Raw genomic sequence first — 17,593 nt, forward strand, 5'->3', positions numbered from 1 at the left:
TGAACCCACGGTGATAGCACGTGACCTGTGGGCGAGGCGGAAGTCCCTAGAGGCGACCCTAAATGACCCTAAAAAGCACAGAACAGCCCTCTAGGGACAAACGGAAAACTACAGGGGGAGAAAATAGTGTACCCTCTTCTAACACTCGACCCCAGTAAGATATTCGAGTGCACCATAATTAAACGGCTCAACCGCTTCACAGTGTTAGTCGAAGCCGGTGATGGATTGATCCAGGCACACCTCAACAACACCGGCAGGCTATATGGAATACTCGAACCCGGGAGGCGGGGCGTGCTCATGAATATAAATGGTGTCAAGCTCAGGCACAGGCTTCTAGGTGTCTACAATAATGAGGAAGTAATCCTATTGGATACCAGTATCCAGGAGAAAGCGTTTCTGAAGGCAGCCGAGTCAGGGTTGATACCATGGTTGAACCCCTGTAGCCTTATTAAGAGAAACATAAGGATTAATCAGGCTGTGATAGACTTCCTGTTTAAATGCGGGAACACCATGGTATTCATTGAGTTAAAGAGCGCCGTGATGAATCTAAACGGTTATTCCGGGTATCCGGATGCACCCACTGAGCGAGGTAGGAGACAGATAAGGGTTCTCAGCGAGCTAGCCTCAACAAGTGTTAAATCAATAGTTGTGTTCGTGTCCAGTGTACCAGGTGCAAGAGGCTTTAAGCTGTATTGCGGTTTCGATAAGGAAATAGGAAGGGTTGTCCGGGATGCTGTAGCTAAAGGAGTATTGTTTAAGGCTGTGTCGATAAGCTTTAACCACTCAACCTACAGCATAGTGCTTGAAAACCCGGATTTAACAGTGGATCTTTGGAGTATGTGTGAAGAGTAGATTTAAGCTACATCTAGTACTAGTTGCCCTAAGTGTCCCCCCTTCTTTAACTCTATTAATGCCTCATTGGCCTCGCTAAGCCTATAGGTTTTCACTTCAGGCTTCACACCGTGTCTACTGGCTACCTCTAGGAACTCTCCTACATCCTTCCTAGTTACATTCGCAACGCTTTTAACTTCTTTCTCATGCCATAGGAGGCTGTAGTCCAGCTGCTCGATTGGAGTCATATATATCTCAGCCAATACTACTCTCCCACCCTTATCTATCTTCTTCAATGCCTCAATGAAGACGCTGGACACAGGTGCATACACTATTGCAGCATCGAGTCTACGCGGGGGCTCCTCACTTGTTGAGCCAGCCCATTCGGCACCGTTCTCGAGAGCCTTCTCTATCTTCCACCTATTACTCGTGAACACGTATACTCTTAAGCCAAGCCTCCTAGCCACCTGTAGAACAAGGTGTGCGGCTGCACCGTAGCCAAATAGACCCAGGGTTGCATCACCCTTACCAAGGAGCCCCGTTAGCTTTAGGGATCTATAGCCTATTGCACCAGCACACATTAATGGAGCTGCATGGGTGTCATCTATTCCATCAGGTATCCTATGTATGAAGCCTGCCTTTGCAACCATGTACTCAGCGTACCCGCCGTCCACACTGTAGCCTGTGAATAAAGCGTTTTCACAGAGATTCTCGAGACCTCTTCTACAATACCTGCATTCACCACAAGCATAGTATAGCCATGGAACTCCAACACGCTCTCCCCTCCTAACTCCTTCAACCCCCTCACCTACATCTTCTACTACACCGATTACCTGGTGCCCGGGTATCAGTGGGAGCTTTACAGGTTTCAACTCGCCTTCAACAATGTGGAGATCCGTCCTACACACGCCGCATTTGAGGATCCTTATCAAGACCTCGCCTCTACCGGGGCTTGGTTTCTCGACATCCATATATTTCAACGGCCTTGACTCGACAGGAGCTGGAGAATAGAGAACCATCGCTCTCAACGTATACACCTTACAATCTCAAGCCTGTGTTCTCTAATCTGTGAAACACTATTTAAACCTTGGATAGTAATGTTTTAAAAACCTTGATCCATATGATTCATATCCGGACTGCCGCCGTAGTATAGCCCGGTCAAGTATGCGGGCCTCTCGAGCCCGTGACACCCTAAGGCCCGTTGAGGAGAGGGTGCGGGAGACCCGGGTTCAAATCCCGGCGGCGGCACTCCTCTTATTCATCAACTGTTTCAACCAGTGCACCATAGTGGATCCTATAATGATGTAGAAGCTTGTTGTTAAGGCAAGCGAGTAGGCTACGTAGAAGGCCGGATCAAAGATCATTAGAGTAATGGAGTCCAGGAGCCTCCATATATTCACATCTGGATTCTCAATGTGTACATGACTCCACCAGCTCGTGGGAAACGCCACAGGCCATAACCCTATCCATATATATGTAAATAATAAGAGGGGCTTAGATACAGCGTTCTCCCCGGCTACCAGTAGCAGAGATATATAGGCTATTAGTGGAACCAGGTATTGGTGGTTCACCCTCCAGTAGAAAGCAGTAAAAGCAATATATGCGAGTGAGACACATAGGAGTAAAGTACTCCCCTGCTTATAGTATAGTAGTAGGAGTGAGAGGGTTATAACAGTGAAGAAAACCCACCATGACTCAATAACCCAGATGTAACCCCTGAAATTATACGTGATGAGGCTTGATAAACCGTTGAAACTATATACAACGGGCTCAGTATATCCAGGCTTAGATGATTCTAGCAATGCATTAAGCAGTGATCCCATCGTGCCCGGGCTAGCAATGATGAATGGGGTGAAGGGGACTAATGCACCTGTTAAAACCACCATGATATACTTTAATGAAGCCCCCGATAAACCATGCTTCTTGAAGACATCGGTAATCAACACTAGCAGTGAAGGCAGGATAGTCTGCTTAACGGAGACCGAGAACCCAGCGATGAACAACCCGGCTAACATATGCCTGCCATCCATGTACATGTATAACCCAAGGAGCAGGAAGAATAAAGCCATGTTATCAAACATGCCATATATCGCTGAGATATATATGGTCATCGGGTTCAATAAGTATAGTAAGGAAGCAATCGCTGCCACCAGCCTACTCGTCGAAAAAATCCTTCTAGCAGTATAGTAGATCATGATCCCTGTTAGAACATCAAATAATGAGAAGACAGATTTAACAATCCCACACCACGATGGGGAGGCATATATATTCAACCCGTGATCCCTGACCACCTTCACAGGATCCGGTGCTATAAGTCTTAAAGGAGCCAATATGAGGAGGAGTACCGGTCCATAAATATACTTCCATGGATACGGCCAGTTATTGCCGGGTGCCTCAAGGTAGTTGTAATCATAGAAGTGGAAACCATGGTGTAGAAAGGTATCTGCGAAACCAGCGAACTGAACCACGTCACTACCACAGGTAGTCCATAGGAAAGGGACTCTAACAAGCATACCCACTAATACAATGAGCAATAGTATAACCGCGTCAACCCTACTCATGGAATACACCTAAACCACATGATCCACATGATTCAACAATCATATTATTACTAGAATAAGGTGCGGCCATGAACATATATAATTGGAGTGAACACCTAGGGATAAACGGCAGGATTAAACACCCTATTCACGTTACCTATCCAGCATCCAGGAGGCCACGTATTTTATCGGCTAGAGCCTTCTCGAACACTCTGGAATCGTATTCTATACTCCTAGATAGCGAGAGATCATGATATTTGCTCCATAATACCTTATCGTGTATCAGGCTCTTCAACAGCTCTGAGAGCTCCCTTATCGATGAATAGCCTAATCCATAATACCCGTTGACTAATATATCCCTATAGCTCCCACTATTCCTATTCACTATAACTGGGATCCCGGCTGCCATGGCTTCAACCACGGCAATACCGAAGTGCTCGCCTACTGTGGCATGTACAAATATCTTGGATGAGCAAAGGTTCTCGATCAACGTCTCCCTGGATGCGTTAAGGTATAGTTCTAGCCTTACCCTGTGTTTCACGGCAAGCCTCCTTAGATGTGTTAAGTAGTTGATATTTCCCCTTGTTAACGCGCCTATGATCTTCAACGTAGGCCGCTCCTCCAGTAAGGCTATAGCTCTTATAACGTCATCATGCCTTTTCTCACTACTCACTCTACCAACCATAACCACGCTATTCTCTCTTTCATCGAACCCTTTTCTCCCGCAGCTGAGGAGGTCCTCGATGTATACTGGTGGATGTAATACTAGTGGCTCAACGCCATATAATTCCCTAAGTATATCCCCCGTGTACTCCGAGTTAGTTATAACGAGATCCGCGTGTAGGAATGGGTCTTCAGGGATGCTTGCCTCCAGTAGTTTCAGGTATATAGCCCAGTAAGCGTTCCAGAAAACCGTTGAGAAGTACTTCCTAGAGTAAGATACAGCATCACGACAGTAGGACTCTATCTTCCTGCTCTTAAAACTACTACAATTCTCTGTGGCCACATAGATGCTGTGGGGGAAGTGAATGTATTTAACCAGCTTAAAGCCGATAACCCTCTTTAACTCATCGATCCCCTTAGAGCCCTCGTTATCTATGAAGACCAGGTCCGGTCTGCGATGTTTCACTGCTTTCTCAACGACTATATTACTAAGTTGCATCTGGTAGAGTATGAATACCTGTGGAAACCACTTGAATAAACTATACACTTCCACATCGCTTAAGCCCTGTACACCTGTAATAAAACCCCCCAGCCTAATGGGGGCGAGACCGGCAAGTAGAACCCTGTAGCCAACCCTCTTCAATACTATTGAAGCCCGTATCTTTACTACTTCAGCCCCACCAATAATGGTTGCAAATGGTCCTACTACAGCCAGTGGATCATTAACCAAGCCGACCCACTCTACCATCAAGTCTTAGATAGTTGAGACAGTGTTTAAAACCATGAATTAGAAACTAGCTGGTATTTAATAAATTTTTAGAGGAGCTGTTATCGAGCTTGGGCGGTGTTACACCTCGCTGTCCCTGATACTTACCCGTGTAAGGCTTGTACACAGGGCTACTGGTCCTCGCCAGTATTAAGTGGAGGAATCTCTGACCCGGATAAACCTTAACCGGTACCGTGCTACCTACGAGTTCAATGGTTATATTCCCCTTGAACCCGGCATCTATCACTGTCGGCGGAATGTATAAGCCGAAGCGGGCAAAAGTACTTCTAAGATTCACCAAGCCCACTAGGTCATGGGGGAACTCAACATACTCAAGGGTCGTGGTTAAAACATGCTCCAACGGGTTTATCACGAACCCATCGCCTCTAACCCTATAGCACTCTAACACATTGTCAACCCCGTCCCTCGAGGTATCAACTACACTGTTCTCCCTCTTGAACCTACAGAATTCGTCCCCGAACCTTAAGTCCACTCCATTCTCCCTCACTGTATCATCGAATAACGGGTCTATAATCAGGAGCTTCTTCTCGATGTAAACCCGGATATCCCAGTCGCTTAGAATCATTCTTACTCCCTCCTTCTAAGTGGCTGAGGTGATTCATGGAATATTTCATGGATCGCCCTGGACGCCTCCTCTAACTCCTTGAATGTATCTATAGCCTTCCAGAATACACCAGTATATCTCACCGTACCTAGCACTCCATCCCGGGCCATGGCAGGGAACGCTGTTTTCTCCAAGTCCCCTTTCTCTGGGAAGTATCTTAAAGCCTCAGGGTTTAAAGCGTATACTCCGGCATTGATCCAGTAGTCACTTAACTGGGGCTTCTCAACAAATCCCTTAACCCTGTCTTCATCCTCTATTTCGAGGACACCATATGGGCTTGGCAGAGGTATCGATGCTATTACACCAAGATACCTTGAACCCTCGAGTTTCTCGACTAGCTTTAGCGGGTTGAGATTGGTAATTATATCTCCGTTGATAACTAGGAACGTGCCGTTCCTGGATAAGACATGCTCAGCGTTCTTAATGGCTCCCCCAGTCCCCAAGGGTTCATCCTCAACTACGTATGTAACCCTCACGCCAAGCCTGCTCCCACTACCAATATATTCTATTATCTTCTCCTTCCTATAGCCAACTAGGAGAACTATCTCCCTAAACCCATACTTTTTCAACCACTCGATCTGCCATTCCAGGATAGGTTTATCCCCAACCGGGATCATTGGCTTAGGAACGTCATCCGTGTATGGTCTAAGCCTTTTACCATATCCTCCAGCCAGGATCACGGCGAGCATTCTAATACACCACATTAGTATCCATCCAAGACGTAATATAAAAATAATTAACACAGTACAGAACTCCCTCGAGATAGCGAACACCCTCTGGCTCGTGGAAAACCTAATAAACCCCTGTTTAATCAATTAATAATGGTGCCGCCGTAGCTCAGCTGGGAGAGCGCCCGGCTGAAGACCGGGATGTCCGGGGTTCAAGTCCCCGCGGCGGCATACCATGACTCATCCTCCCAGTGTCTTTATATTCTTCAGTAATCTAATCCAAGTCTAGGTGGTCAAAGTCTTGGTAAAGATAATCATTGTCCCGTTAACAAGCTATGGTGTACTCGAGTACCTCGACGCGTTAAGGGATTTACTAGTGGATTCATTAAAGAGGGCCGGTGTTAAAGTAGGGGCATACGTGTGGAGCGAGGTTTTAAAGCCGCCTGTAAAATGCTTCAACTGGGAGAGGAAGCAGTACCTGGCGAGATGTGTAATAGATCACATCCGCTCATACCTTCAGTTAGCCGGGGTTAACGAGGACTCAATAGTGATTGGGATAGGCTATTTAGATGGGTATGAAGAGGGCTTGAACTTTGTCTTCGGTGAGGCTGTGCCAGGTAATAGTACAGCATTAGTGTTTACTAGGAGGCTCCGCCAGGAATACTATGGTTTACAACCAGACTTCAACCTGTACTTTAATAGACTGGTTAAGGAAGTAGTGCATGAAGTAGGGCACCTACTAGGATTAAACCACTGTAGTAACCAGGGTTGTGTCATGAGTTTCAGTAATAGTGTTGTGGAAGTCGATGCCAAGTCGAGGTTTTTCTGCGAGGGATGCGCTAGGAGGATAAGAGAGTTAAATATCTAGGACGAAGTAAGCCACCCACTTATCCTCCTGCTTCAATATCCTCATTAAGTTATATGTTGGAGACTTCACCTCAACCCTGGCCTCATGTCTTAAGGGATTGAATTCCTCACATAGTACCCGTGCCTTGAGCTTGTATGATAAATCCCCATTAATCCTCTCAATACTTAATTCTTCCACACCTATGCTTCCACACATTAGTTTCTCACTGTAATATAATAACAGAAGGGACTCAAGCCATTTATATAGTAAATTCTCCATGTCAAAGCCATCAACCTCTAGCCTCTTCTCCACGGCTGGTCTAAGGTGATCAATATTAGTCATCGAGTCGAATAACGCTAACCCGCTGTTCTCGAATAACTCTAGGATGTCCTTACCATAGGCTCTAACATATATATCGCTCATGTGCTCGAGAAAATCGAACCTGCCATTTCTCGATGCAATCACTTCCTCTCCCATAAAAGACCACCCAGCCCCATTTACCCTTAGAAATAAATGGCGATGGTATCTCTTAACATCAATTAAAGATAAAATTTAATTGATATAAATAAAATTAACTTTACAAAAACGGGTGAAGTTGATGAGTGGGAAATTCGAGTTTGAAACATACCACGAGTACATAGATAAGAACTATACTCCTGACCCCAGCAACGATGTAATAGCTGTATACAGGGTTAAACCTGCACAGGGATTCACTATTGAGGACGCTGCAGGGGGCGTAGCTGCTGAGAGTAGCACTGGTACGTGGACCAGCCTTTACAATTGGTACGATGTAGGGAGAGTTAGAAGGCTGAGTGGTAAAGCATACTACTTTAAAGACCTTGGCGATGGATCATGGATTGTGAAAATAGCATACCCAGTGGAGTTATTCGAGGAAGGAAATATACCGGGCCTGCTGGCATCCATAGCTGGAAACATATTTGGTATGAAGCGTGTTGAAGGATTAAGACTCGAGGACATATATCTCCCCAAGAAATTCCTCGAGTCATTTAAGGGACCCAGTAAGGGATTAAATGGTGTTAGAGAGATATTCGGGGTAAAGGATAGGCCTATAGTAGGCACGGTGCCGAAGCCCAAGGAGGGTTACTCACCGGAGGAAGTGGAGAAGCTGGCTTTAGAGTTGCTAAGCGGTGGATTAGACTACATAAAAGACGATGAAAACCTGACCAGCCCAAGCTTCTGTAGGTTCGAGGCCAGAGCTAAGGCCATTATGAAGGTCATTGATAAAGTAGAGAAAGAGACAGGTGAGAGAAAAGTCTGGTTCGCCAATATTACCTCCGATATACGTGAAATGGAGAAGAGGCTGAGGCTAGTAGCAGACTACGGTAACCCATACATAATGGTCGATGTCGTGATCACCGGGTGGAGCGCACTGACATATATCAGGGATCTAGCAGAGGAGTATGGACTAGCAATACATGGGCACAGAGCAATGCATGCAGCCTTCACCAGGAATCCATACCACGGCATCTCAATGTACGTGTTGGCTAAATTATACAGGATCATAGGAATAGACCAACTACACATTGGCACAGCCGGGGCAGGAAAACTCGAAGGCGGGAAGCTAGACGTTATAAGATATGCTAAAATACTGAGAGAGATACACTTCAAGCCAGACCCAGATGACATATACCACCTAGAGCAACCAATGCACCACATCAAGCCGGCAATGCCTGTCTCATCAGGTGGTTTACACCCAGGCAACCTCCCACCAGTAATAGAGGCTCTGGGTACAAACCTGGTGCTACAAATAGGTGGTGGGGTAATAGGTCATCCAGACGGGCCTAGAGCCGGAGCACTGGCTGTTAGACAGGCACTGGAGGCAATAATGAATAATATTCCACTAGACGAGTACGCTAAGACACATAGAGAGCTGGCAAGAGCACTGGAGAAATGGGGCTTTGCAAAACCCATCTAGCTGACCTCCTTCCTGCCCTAAAGGGTGAGGCTTTCAGTTGTAAATACATTTTTACACTACCCTTATTTATTAGAGGACCTTGCTGATACTCTATAAAGCTTTTTAATCTACGTATAATCTTCCACCTTTAAGCACATAGTAACGGGTCGCCCCATATTCAGCCTTCATCTCTGTAGTGGTTATTAATATGGCTGTCCCATCCTTGGCCATTTCTTTGAAGACCCCTAGAACTCTCTCGGCACTATATTCATCGAGGTTTGAAAACGGTTCATCAGCTACTATTGACGCCGGCTTCTTAACCAATGCCCTTGCAATAGCTACTCTCTGCTCCCGCTTAACTCATGGGGAAACCTATTCTCTAACCCCTTGATCTCCAGTAGCTCCATCACCTTCATGATGATTTTCCACCCGGCCTCATGAGGATACTCTGGGGCTGGCTCCCGGGACTCAATGCGTTAGGATCGATAGAGTCGCATTAAGCCTGATGAATGTGAGAATACCTGATAACGATGGCGTGAAGCCTGAGGATGAACCAATTGAACCCGGTGCCCCACAGCTTACCTGGCAACAATACCTGTAAAGAAGATAGTTAGGAAACTAACTGAGGAAGGCATACCGGCTGCTGTATCCAATACTGCTGGCACATATGTATGCAACTTAGTATTCTACGAGTTACTGCATCATGGATACACTTATGGCTATCCCTTGAGAGCCGGGTTTATCCATCTACCATACCTACCAGAGCAAGCTGCCAAAATGGAGTCGCATGGTGTTTCGCCGAGTATGAGTCCCGAATTAATGATCAAAGCAATTAAAGTAGTCATCGAGTCTATAATAAGTGAGGACACAACCGGGCAAAATAACCCTAGATATAGATATTAGAGTAATAAGATGTGTCGACGCACCACACTAAAAACAACTTCCCGGAGGGACGTGTCAATGGAGTACACCGAGAAGATAGTCGAGGGGTACAGGCTTAGAATCTACATTGTCAACAAGCTATTGATCGGTATACCATTGGACATAGGTCCCAGGATACTATATATCGCCCCCCTTGAGAAGCCCGAGTTCAATTTATTCAGTATAATACCAGATATCAGTATTGAAACGCCCGAGGGCACCTGGAAAATACATGGGGGACATAGGCTCTGGACATCGCCTGAAGCCATGCCGCGTTCCTACTCACTTGACGATAAACCAGTTGAATTAAGGATTGAGAGAGATGAGATCGAGATCGTCGGCAACCCGGAGCGTGCTAACAATGTTTTAAAGAAGATACGTGTTACACCGGGTGAAGAAGACTACTCGGTGAAAGTAGTCCATGAAATAATCAATATAGGTAGATGGCCACTGGAGTTCTCGTGCTGGGCTATCTCAGTTATGAGGGGTAATGGATTCGCTATAATACCATTTAAGCCGAGGCAGGTGGATCACCACGGCCTACTCCCAGATAGATTCATTGTGGCATGGCCGTACACTAGGCTAGATGACCCGAGGATTAAGCTTAGAGGTAGCTACATCATAGTACATCAAGACCCAGGTGTTAAAAACCCGGTTAAAATAGGTGCTAGAGCCAATCCCTCATGGATCGCGTACTGGGTGGAGGAATACTTGTTCAAGAAGTCTTTCAGAGAAGAAGACGCTGTATACCCCGACTTCGGCTCGAGTGTAGAAGTATACACTAATGATAGATTCCTGGAGCTAGAGACCCTTGGCCCCTTAAGGAGAATAGAACCAGGGAGATCAAACATCCATGTTGAGACATGGAGTGTGAAAAGAATTGAGGGTCTGAGACCCCATGAAAAAATATTGGAGGAGAAACTAGGGTAGACTTAACGCGTATTGGACTGCGCTGTACGCATCCACTAGTCCATACCCGGTGTAAACGTCGAAGCCTGAAGAACCTAGATCATATGCTGTAGATGTCAGGACTTTATAAATAGCGTCGAAGCCCAGCCAGCTTTTACCAGCAGCATACCTCATGGCTTCTATAACTGCCACAACACCTGTTACATGCGGGGTAGCCATTGATGTACCGCTTAGATAAGCGTATTTTTTATTCGGGTACGTAGATAATATGTTGACTCCGGGCGCCGCCACATCAACCTCCGGTCCATCACTACTCCATGATGGTGTATTACCGTTTGAATCCACTGCTGCAACAGCTATCACCCATGGGTATCTAGCTGGGTAGTTAACGTTATCTGTACTTGGGTTTCCATCGCCAGAGTTACCTGCTGCAACAATCTGTATAGCGCCTTGCTGGTAAGCCCAGTTTGATGCATCCCTTAACACGCTATTATCGCTTGAGGAACCAAGCGACATGCTGAGTATGTATGCTCCAGCCTTCACAGCTTCCACTATTCCCTCAGCTATATCTGTAACGCTCCCGCTTCCTGAGTCATAGAGTACTTTAACCGCTATCAGGGTCACGTTTGGTGCTACACCTGCTACGCCCGCACCATTTATAGTCGCCGCAATTATCCCGGCTACATGTGTTCCATGCCCGTTTCCATCCATGCAGTTACTTAGTGAAGTACCCCTATAAGTGGTTGAGCCAGTTGTCCTTATACAGTATGCAACCCTGCCATAGAGGTCCGGATGGGTGTAATCAATACCTGTGTCAAGGACAGCTACGACTACTCCCCTACCGAATGTATACCTGCCATAGTATTTATAATAGTAGTCCCAGACATCCGTTATGCCGATCATGTACATGTTCCACTTGATGTCACCATAATAGTTGCTTATGCCGAAAGCCCTGGCCTCTATATCTTTCTCAATGTATCTAATACCCGGCAGGCTTTTAACACGGGTTATCAATGACTCAGGTATCTCGACAACCAGTATCTTTAGATCCCTGATCTCTTTCACTGGTGATACCCCGAGGTTCCTCAACAGGTTCTGCCTAGAGGATTCATCCCTATATCCTATCACTACTCTTACCTTGTTTGAGCCCCCATTGACTATTAACGCCTCTGATTCGTTAGAGAATACTAGTGGGATTAATAGTAGAGCCAGTACTACTATTAATAAGACATATTTATTGAACACCATGGCCCCACCCAGATTTAAATCACATACAGTAATCAGTGGGATACTTTATAAATTTTTCTATCTAGAGAACAAGCCGGATCCATAACACTGACCGAGAAGCATATCGGGGAGCTAGTAGGTAGGGAAAACCGAGAAACACTATTCATCTACAATATCTACCCTTCAACCATGAATAGAATATCAACGCTATTAACAGTACCACGATCACTCCAAAAATCATCGTAATATGAATTAACCCTGTGAACGCATCACCCACCACTGTTACTGTGGTAATCGCCGACTAACATTCATCAACAATCACTGTGGCTGTATAGATTAACTCCTTTATCCCCTCAACTGCCCTGCAGATAACGTAAACCCTGAATAGATGCGAGGAACCTCCCGCCCTAAAGGGAACCCCAACCCTTTAGGGCGGGGAGGAGGTCAGAGCTTAAAACCCCTTTACACTCCACCGAGAAAAAAAGATAAACCATAACTCCCATGAACTTAGGGGTAATTCCAGGGTAACTACCAAAAATCTAATAAATAAGGGATGACGCCGGGGGCGGGATTTGAACCCGCGCGGGCGTGAGCCCACTGGCTCTCAAGGCCAGCCCCTTAGACCGCTCGGGCACCCCGGCGCTCCTCATGGTTTAAGATATAGGAGGATATAGCCTTTTTTACTTTTCGCATCGACGATGCTGTAACTCTCCCTTGCTTTCTCAGCCAGGTACTCTCCTCCTCTAGCTAGCACGAACTGTGCGAAGCCGTCTTCGGTCAGGTATCTTCTAGCTCCTAAAACTATGTCCTCCACTATCCTCATTCCTGCTGAGAGTGGGGGATTGGAGTATATGGCATTGAACTTCATTCCTTCTACAGGCTTATACCTATCACCCTGGAGGACTACTACCCTATCCTCTACATTATTCCTTGAGGCGTTTAAACGAGCCACCTTGACTGCTAATGGGTTTACATCAGTCATATATACTTCGAGCAAGGGGTTCAACTTAGCTACCACTATACCTATCACTCCATAGCCACACCCTATATCTAGTACCACGCCGCTCCTCGGCACCATGATGTTCTCGAGGAGTAGTCTTGTCCCATCATCCAAGCTGGATCCCGAGAAGAGACTCGTGTAAGATATGAACTCGAATGTATAGCCGTGAATAGTGAAGGAAAAGAGCTTCCTCTCGCCTGGCTGGCCAGGCTTATAGTAGTGCGTCATCCCGGCTGCCCCTTCCTCCATGCGGGGGGATAGATCCCTGTAGGCATTACCACCCTCCGGGTCCTCGCCACCACACCCTTCTTCATCCCAGCTATCTCCTTTGCACTATATAGCGCCGTACCCAGCGCCACCAGCTCACCTTTAAGCGTTAGGATAGCTACAGTTTTATTTCTCTCAACATTACTTGTTAACCTAGCGATGCCTGGTACAGCTAGATTGGCTCCATGAGCTATTGCGTCTACAGCTGTATCAAGTATCATTATCTTCGGTAGGTGAGCTATCGATGTCTCAACCGGGAGTATTATCCTCCTGATGTATCTCTCATCCCCGCTACTCCTCCATAATGTAAGTGCCTCGCTGATATCCTGCAGCCTAACCAGTGTTTCATCCTCTCTATAGGGACCTGTACGGGTTCTACGTAGCTCCCTCATGTGTGCCCCGGTGCCAAGCATTAATCCGATATCGTGTGCAAGTTTCCTCATGTATGTACCTGGATCGCTTAAAACCCTCACAAGTATGAATCTATCCCTGATCTCCAGTAACTCGATTTCATATATCCTCCTGACCCTAATACTTCTCTTAACACTGGATCTCAGCGGCGGCTTCTGGTATATATCGCCCTTAAAGTACTCTACAACCATTTTAACACTGGACTCCCTGGCATCCCCATGTAACTGTATAACCATTACGTATTCCTTAACACTATGTATCACGTTCCCAATGACCTTCGTACTATTCGCTAGCCCGATTGGTAGAACACCGGTCACCTTGGGGTTTCCCCGCCCCTAAAGGGGCTCCAGGGTGCCCCCGTGACCGGCTTTCTCCAGATTGAACATTTTCTTGACCCATGCCACGACCTCGTGACTCGTTGGCCCCGGTGGTTTATCAAGGTTTATCACACCGTAGTTTATGTGATCGTTTACCTTTCTCTCATATGGTAATACCCCGTGGTCTGGGCTTGTCTCAGCATCTCTTAGTACTATCCATTCATTCCTGTAGCCGGCTCTCGCTGTTATGTAATCTATGAAGGATAACCCCTTCTCAACCAGGTCCATTATACTACACCTTCCCTGGTGGAGAGAAAATATTTAAAGAAAATATTAATTATTTCGCCGAGACCCAGCTTAAATAGGCGTCAGCTTCGGCTTTACATGCTCCACCATATAATCTGTTAAACCATTTTCACCGATGGCCTTTAAAACCTCTTCATCACTAGCGCCTCTGGGTATCTTAATTGATTTATCTGTGGGCTCCAAGTGCTTTATGTTCACCTTTCTCCTCTTAACTCCTGTCAGTGACTTAGGCCCTGTTACTAAGACGAAGTTGTCATCTATTATGTCTACTATAATACATTTCCTGCCTGCTTCCCTACCTGCTGTTTTAACACATATCCTACCTATTTCTATCGCGGGCATTTTAAACACCCCTCTACTCCTTTAAACACTATTCACTCATACTACCATGTTTCTCTTTTAAAATCTTATCTATTATAGACTTAATAATGTTAAACGCCTCCTCGACCCCGATTAGCTTTGTGTTTATAGTTAAATCGAATATCGAGGTATCATATATGTCTATCCCGTAGTATTCCATGAACCTTCTTCTCTGAGAATACTCCCTTATAAGGGTCTCAGCCAACGCTTTACCCAGGGGAGTGTTGTCACGGCCGGCTACACGGAGTATCCTGAGCGTGAGGGGAGCTGTAACATATATCTTTAAGTCAACGATGTCAGATACTATCCAGGCTGCTAGATGCCCATCGATAACGATGTCATCACTGTCCCTAACTGTTTCAAGGGTCATCCTATCTATCTCGAGGTCTATAGAGGGATCCTCCAACGCTATCCTACTCAACTCCTCCAGGCTTACCCCTTTTCTCCTAGCATACTCCCTGAACAATGAGCCAGCCGAGAAGTATTTCAACCCATAGTATTCGGCAACGCGTTTAGCCTGGGTCGTCTTACCACTACCAGGCGGCCCGCTAAAAACTATCTTAACCAATTTAAGACACCGCTAGAGGGAACAGGGGTTAGAGTGCTTGCCTCACAGCCTCCCTTATACCCCTTGCAAGGCACTCGTGACATATATAGCCTCCATAGGGCCTCTCAGGACGCTTCTCGGTCTTAGCTAGTTTACGGAGCTCCACCGGCCTTAGAGCTGGAACCCCGTTGAGTGGTCTACCACATATAGCACACCTAGCCGCATTAGGCCTCCTCTTCTCATAATGCACACTGACATCTCCGCCAGGTGTTTTAACAACAATTCTTCTCCAACTCCTATTCCTATACATTGGCCTAGGCATCGATGCCTCACCATAAGCATTTCTAGCTCTAGAGTAATAATTTACGAGAGGTTCTTAAATTTTACTAGGGTGGTTGTTTGATTCCAGCCTAATGCTCCTTGAGACCAGGTATATTGGTACAGCGAAGCCGATTAAGGCTATAATGTATATATGCGTGTAGTAAATGCCTCTCTCAGTGTTTAAACCAGAGAGGAATGGTATCGACACGGGTATATCCACGTACTGGGTTGAACGAGCTATTAGCGAGACAACTAGTATCATCAGCGTATAGACTAGCGAGAAGACGGATATATGTATTACGAAGAGAAGGAGCATTCTCCTCCTCGCAGACCTATATAGAGCCCTATACTTCCTAAGCCTCCTCACATCCCCCTTGCTCCTAGGGGTTTCGGGAACCTGTATACTCTGGTATGTCTTAACAGCTTCACTGAAATATGGATGATTCCTAACAGCTTTAATAAGCAGGGATATTAATATGGCTGATGAAATGGAGACGAGTAAAACAATCGTTGTGATCATTACTACTCTCCCACAAGGCGCCTTAGCAACGGGTATGCCTCGAGAGTTCTCTCGTAAGCTATTAACGCGTAGTACTGCTGCAGGATACCTATAGCCAGCAGTATCCCGGTGCCAGTACCATAGGCTCCTAATGCATCCGCTAGCACAGCTATCGCTGCAACAATAAGGCTTGAAAGCACTGTCAAGGGATAAATGTACTTGGCTAGTATTTTCTCAAGAATCTTCGGGTTGTTTCTTAACCCTGGAACCTCGAATCCACTACTGATTAATTGTTCAGCCTGTGCAGCCGGGTTTAATCCAGCGACCTCGACCCACATCAACCCGAATAGGACTGCCAGTATGAAGACCAGTAAACTATACACTATTAGATGAGCTGGATCGGATAGAGCACTATATAAGCCATTAGGCGATGCGAGGTAGTATGCTAATCCACCGACAAGCCTACCTGAGGTATCGTATCTAGCTAATAGGTCAACAAAGCTCGGGGGCACCACTGACGCAAGGTAAACCCTGAACAATGTTGCGAAGACAAGTATGTTGGCGTAAAGTATACCTACAAATAACACGGGTATATTGGTTACATAGAGGAACTGGAGCGGTATCTTGGTCTTAATGCTCTGCAACCTCGGTGATGTAACGGGTATTTCGACCTTCATATTGCTCAAGTATACAAGGATAAACATTATAACTATAGTAGCTATGAGTCCAACAAGGTCTCTACCGCCGGGCCTGAACAATACATTACCTAAGCCACCACCACTGCTTATCACCTGGATCATGTATGGTATGAAGCCTATTGGCTGCCCCTGATAAGTCACAGTGCTGAAGATATTCCAGAATATAGTTGTAGCAACACCAGCCAGTATGAACAGCGAGACACCGGAGCCTATACCCCAGCCTTTTTGAATCGTCTCATCCAGGACTATTACAAGGTAGGATGCAACGAATAATTGGAGCCACACTATTAAGCGGACATGCCATCCAGCACTACAAGCTGTCACAGGATTACCCAGAGGCATCCAGTACCTGCATGACAAGACGTACATTCCGGCCTCGAAGGCCGCCAGTATAACGGCTAGGGTTTTCTGGGAAGCAGTGAAAACCTTCCTGTCCTCGGGATCCGTTAAATCAAGGTTGATCAACTTAGCACCCACAAGGATCTGCATTATCAAGCCTGCCGTTACAATAGGCCCTATACCGAGCTCCATTAACGTACCCCTGTTGGACGCGAATATTATCTGTATTAATAATATCTGCTCAGGTCCAGCATAGGATATACCGTAGAGCGGTGTATTAGCCATTATCATGTAGACTATTAAAGCCACACCGGTCCAGAACAGCCTCTCATACATCGAGGGCTTGCCCTGCGGCTTAACCGCTGTAGGTAGGTAATCCGCTATTTTAGCCATCACCCTGAGTAAACCCATTCCCCAAACCCCCATCCATCACTGTAGTATAAGCCCAATATTTAGTCTAGACTAGACTCTATAATGAGTCGTGAGGGGCTTATTAAATTCATTTCATTATGGAGGGTTCGGGTCTGGTGAATACCTGTGATTACCTGTAGATATATCTGGCTACCTGCTTCACCCTTCACAGCGGGGAATACCTTGTATACCCGCCCAGAGAATA

At 46.1% G+C, this 17,593-nt stretch carries 20 protein-coding genes, 3 tRNA genes and 1 pseudogene; 8 read left to right on the plus strand and 16 right to left on the minus strand.

The genetic code is table 11. The annotated features are described in order from the left end of the window. The first annotated feature begins 126 nt into the window (after positions 1–126). Complete coding sequence (gene sfsA, locus ACP5N5_RS01740) at positions 127–852, plus strand: DNA/RNA nuclease SfsA (RefSeq protein WP_428131839.1); 726 nt, start codon at positions 127–129, stop codon at positions 850–852. A 2-nt stretch (positions 853–854) separates the two neighbouring features. Here sfsA and ACP5N5_RS01745 read toward each other — a convergent pair whose 3' ends face one another. Next, on the minus strand, positions 855–1,859 hold the full coding sequence (locus tag ACP5N5_RS01745) for a zinc-dependent alcohol dehydrogenase family protein (RefSeq protein WP_048058902.1): 1,005 nt from the start codon (positions 1,857–1,859) through the stop codon (positions 855–857). A gap of 110 nt (positions 1,860–1,969) precedes the next feature. On the opposite strand from ACP5N5_RS01745, the gene ACP5N5_RS01750 reads away from it, so the two are divergent. Further along, a tRNA-Glu gene (locus tag ACP5N5_RS01750) sits at positions 1,970–2,079 on the plus strand. Between the two features lie 483 nt (positions 2,080–2,562). Then, positions 2,563–3,018: a hypothetical protein gene (locus ACP5N5_RS01755; protein ID WP_042667793.1), complete on the plus strand. Its 456-nt coding sequence runs from the start codon at positions 2,563–2,565 to the stop codon at positions 3,016–3,018. A 510-nt stretch (positions 3,019–3,528) separates the two neighbouring features. Here ACP5N5_RS01755 and ACP5N5_RS01760 read toward each other — a convergent pair. From ACP5N5_RS01760 to ACP5N5_RS01770, 3 genes are all read right to left on the minus strand, one after another. Then, a complete protein-coding gene (locus ACP5N5_RS01760) occupies positions 3,529–4,764 on the minus strand; it encodes a glycosyltransferase (protein ID WP_428131855.1) in 1,236 nt (411 codons plus the stop codon). A 64-nt stretch (positions 4,765–4,828) separates the two neighbouring features. Continuing rightward, positions 4,829–5,386 (minus strand): dCTP deaminase, encoded by a 558-nt coding sequence (dcd, locus tag ACP5N5_RS01765; RefSeq protein ID WP_276813699.1) that lies wholly within the window; start codon positions 5,384–5,386, stop codon positions 4,829–4,831. A gap of 2 nt (positions 5,387–5,388) precedes the next feature. Then, positions 5,389–6,114, minus strand: coding sequence for a nucleotidyltransferase family protein (locus ACP5N5_RS01770; protein WP_048058903.1), 726 nt, complete (start codon positions 6,112–6,114; stop codon positions 5,389–5,391). Positions 6,115–6,251: 137 nt separating this feature from the next. On the opposite strand from ACP5N5_RS01770, the gene ACP5N5_RS01775 reads away from it, so the two are divergent. Together ACP5N5_RS01775 and ACP5N5_RS01780 are read left to right on the plus strand one after the other, a co-directional pair. Continuing rightward, positions 6,252–6,324: transfer RNA gene (locus ACP5N5_RS01775), tRNA-Phe, on the plus strand. 70 nt (positions 6,325–6,394) lie between these two features. After that, complete coding sequence (locus tag ACP5N5_RS01780) at positions 6,395–6,961, plus strand: archaemetzincin family Zn-dependent metalloprotease (protein WP_042667796.1); 567 nt, start codon at positions 6,395–6,397, stop codon at positions 6,959–6,961. Here the strand turns inward: ACP5N5_RS01780 and ACP5N5_RS01785 are convergent. Then, entirely contained in the window at positions 6,950–7,417 is a 468-nt protein-coding gene (locus ACP5N5_RS01785) for an archease (RefSeq protein WP_042667797.1), read from the minus strand. The genes ACP5N5_RS01780 and ACP5N5_RS01785 overlap by 12 nt on opposite strands. Before the next feature lie 121 nt (positions 7,418–7,538). Here ACP5N5_RS01785 and rbcL point away from each other — a divergent pair, with 121 nt between their 5' ends. Next, positions 7,539–8,876 carry a type III ribulose-bisphosphate carboxylase gene (gene rbcL, locus ACP5N5_RS01790; RefSeq protein WP_276813696.1) on the plus strand — a complete coding sequence of 446 codons (1,338 nt, stop codon included), beginning with the start codon at positions 7,539–7,541 and terminating at the stop codon, positions 8,874–8,876. Between the two features lie 102 nt (positions 8,877–8,978). Here the strand turns inward: rbcL and ACP5N5_RS01795 are convergent, their stop codons facing one another. Next, entirely contained in the window at positions 8,979–9,179 is a 201-nt protein-coding gene (locus tag ACP5N5_RS01795) for a hypothetical protein (RefSeq protein WP_051401025.1), read from the minus strand. A gap of 181 nt (positions 9,180–9,360) precedes the next feature. Here ACP5N5_RS01795 and ACP5N5_RS01800 point away from each other — a divergent pair. Both ACP5N5_RS01800 and ACP5N5_RS01805 read left to right on the plus strand, forming a co-directional pair. Continuing rightward, positions 9,361–9,656, plus strand: a pseudogene (locus tag ACP5N5_RS01800) (pyroglutamyl-peptidase I); the annotation flags it as partial. Positions 9,657–9,815: 159 nt separating this feature from the next. Continuing rightward, positions 9,816–10,706, plus strand: a complete 891-nt coding sequence (locus ACP5N5_RS01805; RefSeq protein WP_428131879.1) for a hypothetical protein — start codon at positions 9,816–9,818, stop codon at positions 10,704–10,706. Here the strand turns inward: ACP5N5_RS01805 and ACP5N5_RS01810 are convergent. From ACP5N5_RS01810 to secY, 10 genes are all read right to left on the minus strand, one after another. Next, positions 10,698–11,933 carry a S8 family peptidase gene (locus tag ACP5N5_RS01810; RefSeq protein WP_428131884.1) on the minus strand — a complete coding sequence of 412 codons (1,236 nt, stop codon included), beginning with the start codon at positions 11,931–11,933 and terminating at the stop codon, positions 10,698–10,700. The genes ACP5N5_RS01805 and ACP5N5_RS01810 overlap by 9 nt on opposite strands. 536 nt (positions 11,934–12,469) lie before the next feature. After that, positions 12,470–12,553, minus strand: a tRNA-Ser gene (locus ACP5N5_RS01815). 5 nt (positions 12,554–12,558) lie between these two features. Continuing rightward, positions 12,559–13,140: a class I SAM-dependent methyltransferase gene (locus ACP5N5_RS01820; protein ID WP_048059009.1), complete on the minus strand. Its 582-nt coding sequence runs from the start codon at positions 13,138–13,140 to the stop codon at positions 12,559–12,561. Then, positions 13,137–13,907, minus strand: coding sequence for an RNA-guided pseudouridylation complex pseudouridine synthase subunit Cbf5 (locus ACP5N5_RS01825; protein WP_276813690.1), 771 nt, complete (start codon positions 13,905–13,907; stop codon positions 13,137–13,139). The genes ACP5N5_RS01820 and ACP5N5_RS01825 overlap by 4 nt, the downstream gene beginning before the upstream one ends. Positions 13,908–13,925: 18 nt before the next feature. Continuing rightward, the gene (locus ACP5N5_RS01830) at positions 13,926–14,195 is read right to left on the minus strand and encodes a hypothetical protein (protein WP_042667803.1); all 270 of its coding nucleotides are present in this window, start codon (positions 14,193–14,195) and stop codon (positions 13,926–13,928) included. Positions 14,196–14,264: 69 nt separating this feature from the next. Further along, on the minus strand, positions 14,265–14,555 hold the full coding sequence (locus ACP5N5_RS01835; RefSeq protein WP_012608815.1) for a 50S ribosomal protein L14e: 291 nt from the start codon (positions 14,553–14,555) through the stop codon (positions 14,265–14,267). Positions 14,556–14,583: 28 nt separating this feature from the next. Further along, positions 14,584–15,141, minus strand: a complete 558-nt coding sequence (cmk, locus tag ACP5N5_RS01840) for a (d)CMP kinase (protein WP_012608816.1) — start codon at positions 15,139–15,141, stop codon at positions 14,584–14,586. Between the two features lie 28 nt (positions 15,142–15,169). Further along, a complete protein-coding gene (locus ACP5N5_RS01845) occupies positions 15,170–15,442 on the minus strand; it encodes a 50S ribosomal protein L34e (protein ID WP_428131907.1) in 273 nt (90 codons plus the stop codon). Positions 15,443–15,496: 54 nt separating this feature from the next. Next, a complete protein-coding gene (locus tag ACP5N5_RS01850; RefSeq protein ID WP_428131914.1) occupies positions 15,497–15,961 on the minus strand; it encodes a 7tm Odorant receptor in 465 nt (154 codons plus the stop codon). Positions 15,962–15,963: 2 nt separating this feature from the next. After that, the gene (gene secY, locus ACP5N5_RS01855) at positions 15,964–17,388 is read right to left on the minus strand and encodes a preprotein translocase subunit SecY (protein WP_428131919.1); all 1,425 of its coding nucleotides are present in this window, start codon (positions 17,386–17,388) and stop codon (positions 15,964–15,966) included. Between the last annotated feature and the right edge of the window lie 205 nt (positions 17,389–17,593).

It is taken from the genome of Desulfurococcus sp. (assembly GCF_049970475.1).
Taxonomy (GTDB): Archaea; Thermoproteota; Thermoprotei_A; order Sulfolobales; family Desulfurococcaceae; genus Desulfurococcus; species Desulfurococcus amylolyticus.

Excerpts from the sequence above, each read along its gene's own strand:
- secY (WP_428131919.1), bottom strand. The coding sequence starts at position 17,388 with ATGGGTTTACTCAGGGTGATGGCTAAAATAGCGGATTACCTACCTACA.
- ACP5N5_RS01850 (WP_428131914.1), bottom strand. The coding sequence starts at position 15,961 with ATGATCACAACGATTGTTTTACTCGTCTCCATTTCATCAGCCATATTA.
- ACP5N5_RS01810 (WP_428131884.1), bottom strand. The coding sequence starts at position 11,933 with ATGGTGTTCAATAAATATGTCTTATTAATAGTAGTACTGGCTCTACTA.
- ACP5N5_RS01830 (WP_042667803.1), bottom strand. The coding sequence starts at position 14,195 with ATGGACCTGGTTGAGAAGGGGTTATCCTTCATAGATTACATAACAGCG.
- ACP5N5_RS01770 (WP_048058903.1), bottom strand. The coding sequence starts at position 6,114 with ATGCTCGCCGTGATCCTGGCTGGAGGATATGGTAAAAGGCTTAGACCA.
- dcd (WP_276813699.1), bottom strand. The coding sequence starts at position 5,386 with ATGATTCTAAGCGACTGGGATATCCGGGTTTACATCGAGAAGAAGCTC.
- ACP5N5_RS01755 (WP_042667793.1), top strand. The coding sequence starts at position 2,563 with ATGAGGCTTGATAAACCGTTGAAACTATATACAACGGGCTCAGTATAT.
- ACP5N5_RS01835 (WP_012608815.1), bottom strand. The coding sequence starts at position 14,555 with ATGCCCGCGATAGAAATAGGTAGGATATGTGTTAAAACAGCAGGTAGG.
- rbcL (WP_276813696.1), top strand. The coding sequence starts at position 7,539 with ATGAGTGGGAAATTCGAGTTTGAAACATACCACGAGTACATAGATAAG.
- ACP5N5_RS01845 (WP_428131907.1), bottom strand. The coding sequence starts at position 15,442 with ATGCCTAGGCCAATGTATAGGAATAGGAGTTGGAGAAGAATTGTTGTT.
- ACP5N5_RS01805 (WP_428131879.1), top strand. The coding sequence starts at position 9,816 with ATGGAGTACACCGAGAAGATAGTCGAGGGGTACAGGCTTAGAATCTAC.
- ACP5N5_RS01785 (WP_042667797.1), bottom strand. The coding sequence starts at position 7,417 with ATGGGAGAGGAAGTGATTGCATCGAGAAATGGCAGGTTCGATTTTCTC.
- ACP5N5_RS01820 (WP_048059009.1), bottom strand. The coding sequence starts at position 13,140 with ATGACGCACTACTATAAGCCTGGCCAGCCAGGCGAGAGGAAGCTCTTT.